Genomic DNA, 14,651 nt, shown 5'->3' on the forward strand with positions numbered 1-14,651 from the left:
CGAGGGTCGAGGTATGCAGGGTAATCTACCACCAGAAGCGCAGGAGAAAATCGAAGAACTACAGGGACTCCAGGAGACCGCCCAGACCGTCGCGGTCCAGAAACAGGAGTCACAGTCCTCGCTCACCGATGCGGAGAACGCACTCGAGGAACTCGAGAACATCGACGAGGACGCCCAGATGTACCGGCAGGTCGGCGAACTCCTCGTCGCGACCGACTACGACGACGCCCAGGACTCACTCGAGGAGAAAGTCGACAGCTTAGAGATCCGTCTCGAGACGCTCGAGAAGCAAGAACAGCGCGTCCAGCAGCAGTTCGAGCGTCTCCAGGGCGAGCTCGAGGGACTCCTCGGCGGCGGCATGGGCGGCCCGAGCGCGGGCGGCGCCTGAGCCGATGACGCACCCGGCCCGAGCGGTCGCCGATGGTGGCCACGACGAACCGTCAGACGAAGCGGTCGTCACCGCTGCCTCGGAGGCCGCAGAGGGCGTCATCTTCGACCACTACAAACAGTCGGCAGTTCGTGACCTCGACGTCACCGTCACGTTCGAGGAGGGCGTCCTCGAAGTCGACGTCTACCTGAACGTTCCCGGGGCGGACGAGACGACTGCCGACCCCGAGACCGTCACCGACGAGGCCGTCGCCGCGGCACGCGACGCCGTCGACACGCTCTTCGGCGAGTAAGGTCTCGTTACACCCACTTTTCGCGGTCCGTGACCGTCAGTGATTTCTCTCCGATGGTGTCGGATGTTAATGTGTGAGCTATATACTCGTTCTCGGTGCAGCACATCGGTGGTGATACAGTGAACGAAACCGAACTCGGCACCCACGAGTGGTGGGAGACGTACAAGGAGACGGTGAACAGCGATCCGGAACTCGAGGTACGCGGTCACGACAAATTCAACGAAAATTTCTACGTGCAGATGGGCGACGAGCGCGTCCTCCTCGAGATGGCAGACGGCAAGATCGACACCGTGGTTCCGAACCCGACGCTGAACCACCGCTGGACGTTCGGGGTCGAAGGCGACCGCGAAGCCTGGGAGGAGTTCGTCCAGGAGACGCCGCCACCGTTCAACCACGAGATCATCGCCTCACACTATCGGACGGCGGTCCGAAACGAGGACGGCCACCTGCAGCTGACCGGTGACAACAAGAAGATCTTCCAGAACCTCAGGGCGTTCCAGCGGACGCTCGAGTTGATGCGTGTCGCCCACAACAACGGAGGTGCCTGAGATGAGTTCCGCCCACCAGCCAGGCGAGGTCGAACCGATCACCGGCAAGTACGTCTACGCCGACATCGGGGGCGTCACCCACCGGGTGTACGTCGAGGAGAACGGTCCCGAGAACGGAACGCCGCTGCTCTGTCAGCACACGGCGGGTAACAACTGCCAGGAGTGGCGTCACGTCCTCACCGACGAGGAGATCACCGACGAGTTCCGCGTCATCGCCTACGACCTGCCGTACCACGGCAAGTCGGTCCCGCCAACCACCCAGGAGTGGTGGACCGAAGACTACACCATGACCGCGCGGAAGTTCGCCGACTCCGTCGTCGCCATCGCCGACGCGCTCGACCTCGAGGACCCCATCTACATGGGCTGTAGCATGGGTGGCAACCTCGCGCTCGAACTCGGTGACTGGTATCCCGACCGGTTCCAGGCGCTGATCGGTCTCGAGTGTTCGGCCTACAGTCCCGGCTTCTACATCGACTGGCTCGACCACCCACACGTGAACACGACTGAGGTCAACGCCTACTCCTGCTGGGGCCTGATGGCTCCGCAAGGTCCCGAAAGTGCCCTCCGTGAGACGATGTACCTCTACGAGCAGGGCGCGACGGGCGTGTTCAAAGGCGACCTCTACTACTACTCGGTCGACCACGACTACCGTGACAAACTCGATCAGGTCAACGCCGACGAGTGCCCGCTGTTCATCGTCAACGGCGAGTACGACTACCTCACCACGCCCGAGGACGGCCGCACGGCCGCCGAAGGCATCGGTGAGGGCGCCACCGCCGTCGAGATGAAGGGCATCGGCCACTTCCCGATGAGCGAGAACCCGGAACTGTTCAACGCCTACATCAAAGAGGTGCTCGCGGCCGTCACCGGCGAGCGCGAGGAGGACCTCCCCGACGAACTCACTCCCGAGGACGTCGGCATCGAATACCACCCACCGGGTCCCACTCGAGAGAAACCGGCCGAGTAGCCACCGACTCGGCCCGTTACGTCAGAGATGCGTCGAAATCCCCGTCTCAGGGGCTGACTCGAGACCACGCCTGTTTTTTTGCGGTTGATCCACGGTCGCTTTCCCCAACTCGAACGAATCTCACTCACAGAGATCATTCCGGTAATCTCCTCTTGCAAAAGAACTATATGACATCTGTTCGTTCACCGACCCATGCGAGATGTGAGCGCGCGTCGCGGCCGGTACGTCCAGGACGAGACGGCCGACGGGAGCGTGCGCATCTACGACACCGAGAACGAGCAGGCCTGGATCGAGTCCGACATGGCGCTCTCGATCGCCTGGCTCGTCTGAGAGGTGCGTAGCGTGGGGGGATTCGTCCGAGCCAGCAGCGAGCGCACGCTACCGTTTACACCACCGCGGTCCAGAGACTCGCGTCTCACGCACTCGAGCGAGACCGGTGGCGATACGCTCGAGCGAATCCGCGCTCAGATCGACTCACAGATCGCGAGGAAGTTCTCGAACACTTCGTCGCCCTCGTCGGTGTGGGCGACTTCGGGGTGCCACTGGACGCCGTAGAGGTGGCGCTCGGTGTCGCTCATCGCCTCGACGCCACAGACATCGCTCTTCGCGGTGCGCGTGAACCCCTCCGGGACCTCCTTGACCTCGTCGGCGTGACTCGCCCAGACGCGCGTCTCGGGGGCGAGCGAGCCGATCAGCGGATCGTCCTCCTCGAGTACGTCGACGGTGACGTCGGCGTAGCCGCCGTACTCGCCGCTGCCGACGCGGCCGCCGAGTTTCTCGCCGATGATCTGCATCCCGAGACAGATGCCGAGGACGGGCACGTCGCCCTCGAGGTAGTCGGCGCTGTGGCCGATCCGGTCCATGTCCGGCCCGCCCGAGAGGACGATGCCGTCGGCGTCGACCTCTTCGGGGGGCGTCTCGTTGTCTATCAGTTCCGTCTCGATCCCGAGGTCGCGAAGCGCCCGGTGTTCCAGGTGGGTGAACTGCCCGTGGTTGTCCACCACGACGATCTTCGTCATTGCCCCTCGGTAGCGAGGGAAGCGATAAAAACCGTCCGAAAGGCGCATCTCGCCCGCCACACTTATCGCTCGCGCTCGAGTCTCCACACCCATGCCCGTCGACACCAGCCAGTACGAACACCCGGCGTGGACGAGCGCGCTCGCGACGGTCGGTGGCTACCTCCTCGTCCTCGCGCTCCTCTTTCTCGCGCTGTTCGTCCTCCCGTGGCTCCTGTTCGCGCTGCTCTGAACGCGTTCACACTCGAGTAGGCCACCGTGATCGCCACTCGTCGCATTCATACCGCTCCCCCCGAAACCCGGATCGTATGGAGTTCCGTCAGCGACTCGTCGTCGCCTGTCTCTGGTTCGCCGTCGCGGGCGTGATGGCGCTCTCGCTCGAGCCGACGATGCCCTCGAGCGGCAGTGAGTACGCCCGCCTCGGCGTGATCGCCCTCGCGTTGCTGTTGGCTGTGATCTACCTGACCAATCCGAAGGGGTACGTCAGTAAGAGCCGCTTCGAGTGAGTTAGTCGTCGGCGAGCGCGCGCGTCGCGTGCTCGTCGGCGAGCAGTCGGTCGAGCGCGTCGACCATCGCGGTCACGCTCGCGCGAGTGATGTCGGCCTCGCTTCGGGCGACGCTGACGGTGCGGTCGTCGCGGCTCATCGTCACCTCGACGGTGACGACGGCGTCGGTACCGCCGGTGATCGCGTCGACGTGGAACGCCTCGAGCTGGGCCTCCCCGGCGGGACCGAGCGCCTCGCGGACGGCCGAGACGGCGGCGTCGACGGGACCGGAGCCGGTGCCTGCGGCGACGCGTTCTTCGCCCGCGACGTCGAGACGGACGCTCGCGGTCGGGACGGGACCGCCGCTCGTCGCGTTCAGGTCGAGCAACCTGACCATCCGCTCGTGGTCGTCGCCGGTGACGTCTTCGGCGACGGCCAGGAGGTCGGCGTCGGTGACACGGCGGCCGCGGTCGCCGAGTTCGGTCACGCGGCGGGCGACCTCGGCGACCTCCTCGTCGCTGGCGTCGAAGCCGTGTTCCTCGAGTGCGGCTCTGACGCCCGCGCGCCCGGCGTGTTTGCCGAGGGCGAGGCGGCGCTCTCTGCCGACGGTCTCGGGCGGGTACGGCTCGTACATCGCGTCGTCTTTTAGCGTCCCGTCGGTGTGGATGCCGCTCTCGTGGGTGAAGGCGTTCTCGCCGATGACGGCCTTGTTGGGTGCGAGCGGGATGCCGGTCGCCCGCGAGACGGTCTGGGCGAGGTCGTAGAGCTGTGTCAGGTCGACAGTCTCGACGCCGTAGACGTGGGAGAGACTGATCGCGACCTCCTCGAGTGCGACGTTGCCCGCGCGCTCGCCGAGTCCGTTGACCGTACAGTGGACGAGATCGGCACCGGCGGCGATGGCCGCGAGCGCGTTCGTCACGCCCAGGCCGAGGTCGTCGTGGGTGTGGGCGCTGACGGGACCGAGGTCGGCGAGTCGGGAGACGGTCTCGTAGGTCCGTTCGGGACCAGTGTGGCCCACGGTGTCGGCGAAACAGACCCGGTCTGCGCCCGCCTCGAGTGCGGTGCCCATCAGTTGCTCGAGGTAGTCGAGGTCGGCGCGCGAGCCGTCCTCGCCGATGACTTCGACCCAGAGACCCTCGTCTTTGGCGTAGGCGACGAGGTCTGCGGTCTTTTCGCGGACCTCCTCGCGCGTCGAGCCGACCTTGCCCTCGACGTGGCGGTCGCTCGCCGGGACGACGAGGTGGATGCCGTCGACGCCACACTCGAGTGCGAGGTCGACGTCGCCTCTGATACCGCGACAGAAGCTCGTCACGCGGGCGTCTAAGTCGAGTGCGGTGACGCGGGAGATGCCCTGGCGTTCGCCGGGACCGGTACAGGCGCTTCCGGCTTCGATGACGGAGACGCCGGCGCGCTCGAGTGCCTGGGCGATCTCCACTTTTTCGTCCGGGGAGAGCGAGACGCCTGGGGCTTGCTCGCCGTCACGGAGTGTCGTATCGAGAAGTTCTATCGTCCGGTCGTCGGAGACGGACAGTGAGTCGCGACCAATCATGAGTGGAGGTTCGTCAGTACCGTCGAATTTCACGGCCAGCCGCCTGGGGGCGACTTCGTCTATCCTCCACAGTGGGCGTATCGTCTGCCATGTGTACTCCTATGTCTGCGCGTCACGATAGTTAAGGATAGTGGTTTCGAGGGCCGTACAGTACGGGCGTTCGATCCGGTATCGCTCGACTGGGGTGATCGGCGACACCTCGCACGTGTCCCTGTCGGAGGGCGCTGGCACTCACTCGGTCAACGAAGCGACGACGACGTTCTTTCCTTTCGTGTCGTCGGGTTTGTACTCCCTGATGGAGACGTCGTACCGATCGTCGAGCGCTGAGACGACACACCGAGTCGGTACGCCGCGCTCCGGGTGTGTCTCACAGAGTATCGTCTCCGGGAGGGTACCCAATCCAGAAATGATACTCTGCTCTGCCCCCTCGCAGTCGAGTACGAGCACGTCAGCCGACGACAGCTCAGACGGGGACGTAACCTCGACATCCCCGTGTTCGCCGTAGACGCCGATCGGGTCGCCGACGATCGTGTGGACGACGTCGACGCTGGAACGGTTCACCCAATTCGTCTCGAGGGTCTCCGTCCCTCGCCGGATCATGCTCGCAGACCCATCGTACGCGGTCACGTGTGCTGCGCCACTCTCGAGCGCGTGTACCGTCGACACGCCGCGGCCGAATCCCACGAGTTCGACTGTATCACCCTCGCCGACCCGTTCGTGAATAGCGTTTATTAAACCCTTCTTATAATCTGATTTTTCGTCAGTAATGTCGAAGAGTGGTTGATCACGTACGGCCACACCCGCGAGCACGCGGTACTTTAGCGGTAAGTATCCGCGGATAGTCCTATTGTAGACATATTTTGGAACCTGTATGACCATAGGAGACTGAGCACATTTACGACAGTTAAATATAATTGCCGTAGAGGAACAGCTTCTGGTATCGAGACGTGCCGTCTGTCCCGACAGTTCACACCAGAATACGACAACAATTTCGAGCTAAAGTGGTGGTCGAGCACTGTCTCGAGCTGTCTCACTCTGTGAGAGTGAGTCGATCACCGGCGGTCACCCCATCGGCAGCCCCCGCAGGAAGTTCGACGATGGTGTCCGCACGCGCTCGAGCGTAGCTGACGAACGGCCGCATGCGCTCGACGCGTTCGACGACGCCGTCGACGAGCCAGCAAACGTCGAGGGGGGCGAAGACGAACAGCATGTGGATGTCGCGCGTCTTCGCCGTCTCGAAACGGAAGACGAGCGCGTACTCCTCGGGAATCCGTCGCCGGAACATCAGCCCGCGTGTCTGGCTCACGAGCGAGTCGGCGAACTCGAGGTCCGTCGCCAGGACCTCCGTGTCACCGTCGCGTTCGGCGATGAGTCTCACGACTGGCGGTCGTCGGCGGCGGCCAAAAAGGTTCTCGCCGCCGGCGCTCGTAAGGGGCAATGGATTTAGTTTCGACGTGCGTACTCGCGGACAGATCCGATGGCTCGAGTACCGACGTACCGGGGGAGTGGGGTGAAACAGCAGCGATGACACGAGTTGCGGTTCTCGGCGGCGGCGTCGCGGGACTCTCCGCCGCACAGGAACTCGCCGAGCGCGGCTTCGACGTCACCGTCTACGAACGAAACGACCGCTTCGGCGGGAAAGCCCGGAGCATTCCGGGACCGACCGTCGACGGCGGTTCGAAAGCGCTCCCGGCCGAACACGGCTTCCGGTTCTTCCCGGGCTTTTACCGCCACGTCGTCGAGACGATGGAGCGCATTCCGGCCGGCGAACACCGTGAGGGGGATGCCAGCCCGGATCGCCCGGGGCAGACGGTCGCAGACCACCTCGTTCCGACCGATCAGATGCTGCAGGCGATGGTGACGGCCCCCTCGAGAGTCGTCAGCACGGAGTCGCCACAGTCACTCGGTGAGTGGCGCGAGCGACTCGTCACGGTGTTCGGCAGCACCAACGTCCCGCCCGACGAGTCGGCCTTCTTCGTCGACCGGCTACTGACGCTGCTGACGAGCAGCGAACGACGCTGGGACGAGGAGTACGAACACGTCTCCTGGTGGGAGTTCGTCAACGCCGAGGCGATGTCGTCCGCCTACCAGGCCCACCTCGCCTACGGCATCACGCAGTCGCTGGTCGCGATGCGCCCCGAGGTCTCGAGTACACGCACGATCGGCCGGATATACACGCAGATGCTGCGCGGCCTGTTCGACGGGCGCGTCCACGCCGACCGACTGCTCGACGGCCCGAGCAACGCCGTCTGGATCGACCCCTGGGTGGCCCACCTGCGCGACCTCGGCGTCACACTCCACCCGAACGCGACGGTGACGGCGCTCGAGTACGACCCGGCCGACCGGTCGAGCGCGGGCGGTCTCTCGGGTGTCCGAATCGACCACGACGGACGCGAGCGCCGGGTCGAGGCCGACTACTACGTCCTCGCGGTCCCCGTCGAAGCCGCGAGACGGCTGGTTACGTCCGAGATGGCGGCCGACGCGCCCGCACTCGCCGACCTCGAGCGGATCGACACCGCCTGGATGAACGGTCTCCAGTTTTACCTCGCCGAGGACGTACCGACCGTCCGCGGCCACGGCATCTTCTACGACTCGCCGTGGGCGTTGACGTCGATCTCACAGCGACAGTTCTGGCCCGCGTTCGACCGCCACGTCGACGGCGGTGTCGAGGGCATCCTCTCGGTGATCATCTCCGAGTTCGACGCGCCGGGTGTCGTCTACGAGAAACCCGCCCGCGAGTGTACCCGCGAGGAACTCGCGACCGAGGTGTGGACACAGCTCAAACAGCACCTCAACCGTGAGGAGACGGTTCTGTCGGACGACCAGCTCCTCGAGTGGATCGTCGATCCGGCGCTACGCGAGACCGACGAGGGGACGCTCGTCAACGACGAGCCGTTGTTGATCAACACCGTCGGGACGCGCCAGTACCGCCCGCCGGCGGACGTCTCGCTCTCGAACCTCGTGCTCGCGGGTGACTACGTTCGCACGCACACCGACCTCGCCAGCATGGAGGCCGCCAACGAGGCTGCCCGCCGCGCCGTCAACGCCATCCTCGAGCGCGAGGGCCGCAGCGACCGGTGTCGCCTCTTCACCTTCGAGTGGCCAACGGTGCTCGAGCCAGCGCGTCGCGCCGACGACGTGCGCGTCCGCCTGGGTCTGCCTCATCCGGGTATCGCCTCACCGGTCATCTGGGACGGCTACCGGCGCGTCCGCGACGCCGGTCCCGCGCCGGTCGCGCGGCTGCTCGGTCTCGAGCGCGGGCGCTGACTCGAGCGGCGGAGGCTTTTCGTCCATCGCTCCCGTATCCCCGCGAGCATGGAGAAAACGCCGCGGGGGACCGCCGTCGGCGTCGACGACCCCTACGAGTTCGCGGGCGTCTGTGACCACCTCACGGACGACGGGCGCTGTCGCTACGCCGTCGACCACTTCGCACACGACCCCGCCTTCGCCCGAGAGCGAGCGCGCGAGGCGTACGCCTGCCCGGTCGTCGACCCCGATTCGAACACCGACAGCGCCGGCCACGACTGGGCGGCGTGTCCCCACTTTCGCTCGCGGAGCGACGGACGCGAGTGCGTCCGCTGCGGACTCGAGGAGCGCCTCGACGCCCACTCGAGCGAGCGGCCGCTGCTCGAGGAACACCACCTCTCTTACGCCGGGGGACTTGAGGCGGCAAGCGCTGGTGCGTCAGAACCCGACGGCGAGCGCCCGAGCCACGAGATTACGGTCTCGCTCTGTCGGTGGTGTCACGCGAAGGTCCACACCTCGTGGGCGCGCCTCACCGACGACGTGTCACCCGACCCGGAGGCTATCGCCGCACTCGAGACGCGTCGGGGCAAGGAACTCGAGGAGACGACGTTCGAGTCGGCGGCCGAGCGCTACGAGCGCCGCCGTGACGGGTGATCAGTCGATGATGTCGCCGATCTGTCGGGGTTCGCCGCGTAGCGTCGGCTGTTTGGCGACGATTTTCAGCACGTCGTGGTCGGTCACCTCGTGGTAGGGTTTCTCGGTCGCCTCTTCGATCAGGTCGCGCTCGAGGCGGAACTCGGTTCCTTCGTAGACTACGTCGACGCCGTGGTCGTCGAATGCGAGTGTCGTCATAGCCGGGGCTATGGCCTGCGACGAGAAAAGCGAGCGGGATGCGTTCGACGGTCGTCGGCCGTCCGTCAGACGCGTGGCGCACGGCGCGCGGGGTTTATTATCCGGGGGTCACATTGGGTCAGAGTGTGGCGTTCAGTAGCGATCCGCTCGACGAACTGCGCGTTCCCGACGGCACGAGTGCCCAGGAACGCGACCTCGTGACCGACGGTGACGTGATCGTCGGTGCCCGGTCGACGGTCGAGTTCGGCGTTCGCGGACACAACGTCCTCGCCGGTGAGGGGACCCGATTCGGCGGCTCGATCGAGGCGAGCGGCGACTGTCGGCTCGACATGTGGTGTGACGTCGCGGACAACGTCCTGGTGGGAGAGAACGCCTACCTCGGCGAGCGCGTCCACATCGCCGGCGAGTTGAAAGTCGCAGGCGACCTCGACATCGGCGACGACGTCGAAATCGAGCAGGGCTTCGAAGCCAACGGCTGGATCGTCATCCGGAACCCGATGCCGACCATCGTCTTCCTGTTCGTCTACCTCAAGCACCTCCTGTTGATCGGCGAAGACGACGCCGCCCAGCGCCTGCTCTCGCAGTTGACCGACGGCGGCGAGGAGGCGGCGCCGGTCGGCGACCCACTCGTGATCCCCCGCAACGCCTCGGTCAACGACGACGCCTGGCGCGTCTCGACACCCGCGACCATCGGCGACGAGTGCCGTCTGCACGGTAACGTCCGCGCTCAGACCATCGACGCCGGCGAACGGAACAACATCTTCGGCAGCCTCCGCGCCCGCGGTGACGTCGCCGTCGGCGAGGGGACGAAGATCCACGGCGACGTCACCACCCGCGACGGCTCGGTCAGCCTCGGGCCGGACGTACGCGTCCTCGGTGACGTCTCCTGTACCGACCTCGAGTTAGGACCCGGCGCGGAGGTCGACGGAACGATGCGCGCCGACGGCGAGATCACGATGCAGACGACCGAGCGCGACCTCGAGTGAGACCGGTCGAACGCGGCCGCAGCCTCGAGTACCGGACCAGTCGAATACGGCGACTGTCCCCTCGAGCGTACATTCAGGACCTGTCACCACCCACACTCTTAATAGCGACAGTTGTGATAGAGTGACATACGCATGGGAGAAGCAACCATAACACACCGACGGAGGGAACCGTGCGATCTGTCGTTCTGACGAAAGGTGTCCCCGACTTCAGCGAGGGAGCCGTCTCCTTCAACGAAGAGGGTCACTTAGAGCGCGGGAAGACGCCGACGGTCATGAACCCGAACGACCGCTTCGCACTCGAGGCGGCCCTCCAGACGCGGGTACGACACGGCGGGCACGTCAGCGCGATGAGTATGGGACCTCCCGGCTACGCGAGCGTACTCGAGGAGGCGATGGCCGACATCTACGCCGACGACCTGTACTTGCTCTCTGACCGCGAACTCGCCGCCTCCGACACCTGGGCGACGGCGATTACACTCTGTAGCGCCATCGAGAAGTACGAACGCGAGGTTGCCCCCGTCGACCTCGTGTTCGCCGGCTTCAAGACCGCAGACGGCGAGACCGGCCAGACCGGCCCCCAGACCTGCTGGGGGCTCGAGTGGCCAATCGTCACCCACGTCCTCGCGCTCGACATCGATCCCGACGAGGGCCGGCTGCGCGCGAAACGGCTGGTCGAGGGCGACGTCGACGAGATCGAGACCGTCGAAGCGCCCTTACCCTGCGTCGTGGTGGCGGACCCCGAGTTCGCGCCGACCTACCGCAAGGCGTCTCACCGCCTCGAGCACAAGCGCCTGCGCGCCGAGACCGAAGCGCGCGGCGAGGAGTACGAAGACCACCTCACCACGTGGGATCACGTCGACCTCAATCTCGACTCCGAGTACATCGGTCTCGACGGCTCGCCCACCATCGTCTCCTCGGTCGATCCGATTCCGAAAGCGCCCGCCGAACGCGAGGCGACGATGGTCGACCCCGACGACGGCGAGGCGATGGAATCGGTGTTCGAGGAACTGACTGCGTTCGCCGGAGGTGACTGAGATGGGACTCGACCCCGAGGAGTTCACCGTCGACGAACTCACCGACGAACTCGAGACGGTCGACGACGCCGACGAACTCAGCGCCGTCCTCGAAGCCGAACGCGCCGGGCAGAACCGGAAGACCGCTCGAGAGGCGATCCACCGCAGACTCGAGGCGGTCGACGCCTTCGACGACGCTGGCAGCGACGGGGCAGACGAGGCGAGCGAGGAGGCGGAGACCGAAGGCGAGTACGAGGAGACCCGCGAGGAGGTAGGGGAGGCGGCCGAGGGCGAAGCGGAAGAGGCTGCGGAGGAAGACGCGGCCGACGCCGAGGGCGGACCTCGTGAGCCGAGCGAAGCGGCCCAGGAGGAAGACGGTCTCAGCCACCCGACCGCCGACAAACGCCACGTCCGGGCGCTCAGCGGCGGCGACTACCGGGACATGTGGGTCTTCTGTGAAGTCCAGCAGGGGGAACTGCTCGAGGTCTCGAAGGAGATGCTCGGGAAGGCCCGCGAGTTGATGGACCAGTACGCGGCGGACTACGAGGAAGAGCACGTCGTCGCCTTCCTGATGGGCGACGACTGTGAGGGACTCGCCGAGGAGTGTATCGCCTACGGTGCGGACGTCGCCGTCTACCACGACGACGACCGCCTCGAGCGCTTCCTGCACAAGCCCTACAGCGAGATCGCCGCGCACATGGCGCGCGGGCAGGGGACGGTCGAGAGCACCGACTGGCGCGCGTACGACGAACCGCGCTACGTGCTGTTTCCGGCGACGAACAACGGCCGGGACCTCTCGGCGCAGGTCCAGGCCGAACTCGACTCGGGGCTGGCCTCCGACTGTTCGGACCTCTACATCGAGGCGACCGAGATCTCGAATCCCGTCAAGACCGGCGAACCGGGCGTGAAGAAGACGTTCGAGCGAGTCTTACACATGAAACGGCCGGACTTCTCCGGCTTCGAGTACTCGACGATCCTCTGTCTCGACAACCCCGACCGCGACTTCCACCCGCAGGGGTGTTCGGTGATCCCCGGCAGTTTCGAGCCGATGGATCCCGACCCAGACCGGGAGGGACTCGTCGTCGAACACGACATGGAACTCGAGGAGGAGTGGTTCGCCGTCGAGGTGACCGAACACGACGAACTCGAGGCGGGCGTCGACCTGACCGGCCACGAGGTCGTCGTCTGTCTCGGCCGCGGCATCGGCGACGACCCGACGCTCGGCGTCGAACTCGGTCTCGAGTTGGTCGACGCATTCGACGACGCCGCCCTCGGCATCACGCGGGGCATCGTCACCTCCTCCTACCAGTTCGAGGGCCACGTCGAGGAGTACACCAAAGAGGAGCGCCAGATCGGCGAGACCGGCCAGATCGTCGCGCCGCCGCTGTACATCGCCGCCGGCGTCTCGGGGGCGATCCAGCACAAAGTCGGAATGGACGAATCGGAGACGATCGTCGCGATCAACACCGACACCGACGCCCGCATCCGTGACTTCAGCGACTACTTCATCGAAGGCGACCTCTTCGAGGTGTTGCCACGGCTCACCGAGGCGCTCGAGGCGGGCGAACTCGACGTGACGGCCGTCGCCGACGGAGGTGAGGACTGATGGCGATGCGCCGGACCGACGGCGGCGCTGAGGAGGGCTACGAACACTACGAGGCGATCGTCGTCGGCTGTGGACCCGGCGGGGCTGCCGCCGCCTCACGGCTGGCCGACCACGGCGTCGAGACGCTGGTGCTCGAGCGCGGCGTCGAAGCCGGGTCGAAGAACGTCTCGGGTGGGCTGATCTACGCCGAGGAGTCGGCCCCCTACACGATCGACGACCTGTTTCCGGGGATGCGCGAGGCGGTCGGCGAGCGTCCCATCACCGACTACTACATCCACAACATCGCGGGGAAGAAGGTCAAGACCTACGACCTGACCCGCCTCCACGAGCACGACACCGACTGGTGTGACGCCGTCCTCAGGCGGCGGATGGACGCCTGGCTCGAGGCGCGCGTCCACGAGAAGACGAGCGAGACCGGCGGCGGCGTGCTCACGGGCGTCCGCGTCAACGGCCTGTTGCGCGAGAACGGCGAGATCGTCGGCGTCACGTGTGACGAACTCGATCCGATCACGGCGGACCTCATCGTCGCCGCCGACGGCGTCAACTCCGAACTCGCACGCGACGCCGGACTGATGGACTGGGAGGAACCCGACGAGTGGTTCCAGGGCGTCAAAGCCGTCGTCGAGATGGACGGCGAACGCATCGAGGACCGCTTCGCCATCGGCGCGGACGAGGGGGTCGCCCACCTGTTCTCGGGTGACCTCTTCGAGGGCGTCCGCGGCGGCGGCTTCCTCTATACGAACGCCGACACGCTCTCGATCGGGACCGTCTTCCACCTCGACAGCCTCGTCGAAGAGCGCGCCGAACCGCACGAACTGCTCGACGCGTTGCTCACCCATCCGCTGCTCGCGCAGTGGCTCGGCGAGGAGTACCGTGAACTCGAGTACTCGGCAAAACTCGTCCCGGATTCGAAGAAGGTGGCTCACCGCGAACCCTACCGCGACCGGCTGGTGCTCGTCGGCGACGCGGCCGGACAGATGCAGGCACAGGGACCGATCATCAAGGGGATGAACCACGCGGTCACTGCGGGTGCGCTGGCGGCCGACGCCTTCGCGCGGACCCGAAGGGACGCGGACACCGAGTCCGCCGGTCGGGCCTACACTTCGATGCTCGAGGAGTCGGGAACGATGGGCAAACTCCGGCCACGGCGCTACGAGTACACGAGCGTCGTCAGCGAGCGCCCGCTCGTCACCAGGGTCGTCGAGGGCGTCTTGAACTCGCCCGTCGGCGGCGTCGCGGTCGGCAACCCGCTCGCGAAGCGCCTGCTCGGGCGGGCGTACAACTCGCCGCTGCTCGTCGGGATGTTACCCGACACCGAGACCGGCTACGTCACGCTGCCGTCGGTCATCGGTGAGAAACTCGGGCGGACGGTCCACTGGGAGAACGAGGTCGAACCGCCCGCGCTGGTCGACCGGATCGGTGAGCTGACCTACGATACTGACGTCGGGAACCCGCACATCCGCCTGCGTGACGAGTCCTACGCGGCCAGCGGTGCGGCGGTCACCGCCTGTCCCGTGAGCGCCGAGGACTTCGGCGGTGGCTGTTACCGTGCGGAGACGGTGAAGACCAACGGCACCGAAGAGACGCTCGTCAGCCTCGACACCCAGCCCTGCGTCGAGTGTGGCACCTGTGCCATCGTCGCCGACACCGAGTGGGAACACCCCCGCGGTGGCAAAGGCGTCGAGTTCAGACAGGGCTGAGCG

18 protein-coding genes are annotated in these 14,651 nt (G+C 65.9%); 13 read left to right on the top strand and 5 right to left on the bottom strand.

Features of this window, described 5'->3' with window-relative positions; translation table 11 throughout:
* The first annotated feature begins 13 nt into the window (after positions 1-13).
* The 5 genes from N0B15_RS07180 (at position 14) to N0B15_RS07200 (ending at position 2,525) form a co-directional block, all read left to right on the top strand.
* Positions 14-388 (top strand): prefoldin subunit beta, encoded by a 375-nt coding sequence (locus N0B15_RS07180; protein WP_263018953.1) that lies wholly within the window; start codon positions 14-16, stop codon positions 386-388.
* 4 nt (positions 389-392) lie between these two features.
* Complete coding sequence (locus N0B15_RS07185; RefSeq protein WP_263018954.1) at positions 393-680, top strand: DUF3194 domain-containing protein; 288 nt, start codon at positions 393-395, stop codon at positions 678-680.
* Between the two features lie 119 nt (positions 681-799).
* Entirely contained in the window at positions 800-1,228 is a 429-nt protein-coding gene (locus N0B15_RS07190; protein WP_263018955.1) for a hypothetical protein, read from the top strand.
* A 1-nt stretch (position 1,229) separates the two neighbouring features.
* Complete coding sequence (locus N0B15_RS07195; protein WP_263018956.1) at positions 1,230-2,195, top strand: alpha/beta fold hydrolase; 966 nt, start codon at positions 1,230-1,232, stop codon at positions 2,193-2,195.
* A 192-nt stretch (positions 2,196-2,387) separates the two neighbouring features.
* A complete protein-coding gene (locus N0B15_RS07200; RefSeq protein WP_263018957.1) occupies positions 2,388-2,525 on the top strand; it encodes a DUF7331 family protein in 138 nt (45 codons plus the stop codon).
* A gap of 134 nt (positions 2,526-2,659) precedes the next feature.
* Here the strand turns inward: N0B15_RS07200 and N0B15_RS07205 are convergent, their stop codons facing one another.
* Positions 2,660-3,214 carry a GMP synthase subunit A gene (locus N0B15_RS07205; protein WP_263018958.1) on the bottom strand — a complete coding sequence of 185 codons (555 nt, stop codon included), beginning with the start codon at positions 3,212-3,214 and terminating at the stop codon, positions 2,660-2,662.
* Between the two features lie 91 nt (positions 3,215-3,305).
* Between N0B15_RS07205 and N0B15_RS07210 the strand changes: the two genes are divergently transcribed.
* Positions 3,306-3,443, top strand: a complete 138-nt coding sequence (locus tag N0B15_RS07210) for a hypothetical protein (RefSeq protein WP_263018959.1) — start codon at positions 3,306-3,308, stop codon at positions 3,441-3,443.
* 76 nt (positions 3,444-3,519) lie between these two features.
* Positions 3,520-3,717, top strand: a complete 198-nt coding sequence (locus N0B15_RS07215; RefSeq protein ID WP_263018960.1) for a hypothetical protein — start codon at positions 3,520-3,522, stop codon at positions 3,715-3,717.
* Between the two features lies 1 nt (position 3,718).
* Here N0B15_RS07215 and N0B15_RS07220 read toward each other — a convergent pair whose 3' ends face one another.
* From N0B15_RS07220 to N0B15_RS07230, 3 genes are all read right to left on the bottom strand, one after another.
* Positions 3,719-5,245 carry a (R)-citramalate synthase gene (locus N0B15_RS07220; RefSeq protein ID WP_263018961.1) on the bottom strand — a complete coding sequence of 509 codons (1,527 nt, stop codon included), beginning with the start codon at positions 5,243-5,245 and terminating at the stop codon, positions 3,719-3,721.
* Between the two features lie 231 nt (positions 5,246-5,476).
* Positions 5,477-6,124, bottom strand: coding sequence for a class I SAM-dependent methyltransferase (locus tag N0B15_RS07225; protein WP_263018962.1), 648 nt, complete (start codon positions 6,122-6,124; stop codon positions 5,477-5,479).
* A gap of 151 nt (positions 6,125-6,275) precedes the next feature.
* Entirely contained in the window at positions 6,276-6,623 is a 348-nt protein-coding gene (locus tag N0B15_RS07230; RefSeq protein WP_263018963.1) for a DUF192 domain-containing protein, read from the bottom strand.
* A 146-nt stretch (positions 6,624-6,769) separates the two neighbouring features.
* Here N0B15_RS07230 and N0B15_RS07235 point away from each other — a divergent pair, with 146 nt between their 5' ends.
* Together N0B15_RS07235 and N0B15_RS07240 are read left to right on the top strand one after the other, a co-directional pair.
* The gene (locus tag N0B15_RS07235) at positions 6,770-8,512 is read left to right on the top strand and encodes a hydroxysqualene dehydroxylase (RefSeq protein WP_263018964.1); all 1,743 of its coding nucleotides are present in this window, start codon (positions 6,770-6,772) and stop codon (positions 8,510-8,512) included.
* Positions 8,513-8,560: 48 nt separating this feature from the next.
* Positions 8,561-9,145, top strand: a complete 585-nt coding sequence (locus N0B15_RS07240; RefSeq protein ID WP_263018966.1) for a DUF7097 family protein — start codon at positions 8,561-8,563, stop codon at positions 9,143-9,145.
* Here the strand turns inward: N0B15_RS07240 and N0B15_RS07245 are convergent, their stop codons facing one another.
* A complete protein-coding gene (locus tag N0B15_RS07245; RefSeq protein ID WP_263018968.1) occupies positions 9,146-9,343 on the bottom strand; it encodes a DUF5800 family protein in 198 nt (65 codons plus the stop codon).
* Positions 9,344-9,468: 125 nt separating this feature from the next.
* On the opposite strand from N0B15_RS07245, the gene N0B15_RS07250 reads away from it, so the two are divergent.
* The 4 genes from N0B15_RS07250 to N0B15_RS07265 all read left to right on the top strand — a co-directional run bounded on the left by N0B15_RS07250 (position 9,469) and on the right by N0B15_RS07265 (position 14,648).
* The gene (locus N0B15_RS07250; RefSeq protein ID WP_263018970.1) at positions 9,469-10,329 is read left to right on the top strand and encodes a polymer-forming cytoskeletal protein; all 861 of its coding nucleotides are present in this window, start codon (positions 9,469-9,471) and stop codon (positions 10,327-10,329) included.
* A 170-nt stretch (positions 10,330-10,499) separates the two neighbouring features.
* A complete protein-coding gene (locus N0B15_RS07255) occupies positions 10,500-11,363 on the top strand; it encodes an electron transfer flavoprotein subunit beta/FixA family protein (RefSeq protein ID WP_263018972.1) in 864 nt (287 codons plus the stop codon).
* A gap of 1 nt (position 11,364) precedes the next feature.
* Positions 11,365-12,948: an electron transfer flavoprotein subunit alpha/FixB family protein gene (locus N0B15_RS07260; RefSeq protein WP_263018974.1), complete on the top strand. Its 1,584-nt coding sequence runs from the start codon at positions 11,365-11,367 to the stop codon at positions 12,946-12,948.
* Between the two features lie 5 nt (positions 12,949-12,953).
* Positions 12,954-14,648, top strand: coding sequence for an FAD-dependent monooxygenase (locus N0B15_RS07265; protein WP_263019214.1), 1,695 nt, complete (start codon positions 12,954-12,956; stop codon positions 14,646-14,648).
* Positions 14,649-14,651 lie beyond the last annotated feature (3 nt).

The sequence above is a fragment of the Natronobiforma cellulositropha genome, assembly GCF_025629245.1.
GTDB classification, from domain to species: domain Archaea; phylum Halobacteriota; class Halobacteria; order Halobacteriales; family Natrialbaceae; genus Natronobiforma; species Natronobiforma cellulositropha.

Bases quoted from the DNA above. Each gene is read 5' to 3' on its own strand.
- N0B15_RS07180 (WP_263018953.1), top strand. From the start codon at position 14: ATGCAGGGTAATCTACCACCAGAAGCGCAGGAGAAAATCGAAGAACTA.
- N0B15_RS07185 (WP_263018954.1), top strand. From the start codon at position 393: ATGACGCACCCGGCCCGAGCGGTCGCCGATGGTGGCCACGACGAACCG.
- N0B15_RS07195 (WP_263018956.1), top strand. From the start codon at position 1,230: ATGAGTTCCGCCCACCAGCCAGGCGAGGTCGAACCGATCACCGGCAAG.
- N0B15_RS07200 (WP_263018957.1), top strand. From the start codon at position 2,388: ATGCGAGATGTGAGCGCGCGTCGCGGCCGGTACGTCCAGGACGAGACG.
- N0B15_RS07205 (WP_263018958.1), bottom strand. From the start codon at position 3,214: ATGACGAAGATCGTCGTGGTGGACAACCACGGGCAGTTCACCCACCTG.
- N0B15_RS07210 (WP_263018959.1), top strand. From the start codon at position 3,306: ATGCCCGTCGACACCAGCCAGTACGAACACCCGGCGTGGACGAGCGCG.
- N0B15_RS07215 (WP_263018960.1), top strand. From the start codon at position 3,520: ATGGAGTTCCGTCAGCGACTCGTCGTCGCCTGTCTCTGGTTCGCCGTC.
- N0B15_RS07220 (WP_263018961.1), bottom strand. From the start codon at position 5,245: ATGATTGGTCGCGACTCACTGTCCGTCTCCGACGACCGGACGATAGAA.
- N0B15_RS07225 (WP_263018962.1), bottom strand. From the start codon at position 6,124: ATGGTCATACAGGTTCCAAAATATGTCTACAATAGGACTATCCGCGGA.
- N0B15_RS07235 (WP_263018964.1), top strand. From the start codon at position 6,770: ATGACACGAGTTGCGGTTCTCGGCGGCGGCGTCGCGGGACTCTCCGCC.
- N0B15_RS07240 (WP_263018966.1), top strand. From the start codon at position 8,561: ATGGAGAAAACGCCGCGGGGGACCGCCGTCGGCGTCGACGACCCCTAC.
- N0B15_RS07245 (WP_263018968.1), bottom strand. From the start codon at position 9,343: ATGACGACACTCGCATTCGACGACCACGGCGTCGACGTAGTCTACGAA.
- N0B15_RS07260 (WP_263018974.1), top strand. From the start codon at position 11,365: ATGGGACTCGACCCCGAGGAGTTCACCGTCGACGAACTCACCGACGAA.
- N0B15_RS07265 (WP_263019214.1), top strand. From the start codon at position 12,954: ATGCGCCGGACCGACGGCGGCGCTGAGGAGGGCTACGAACACTACGAG.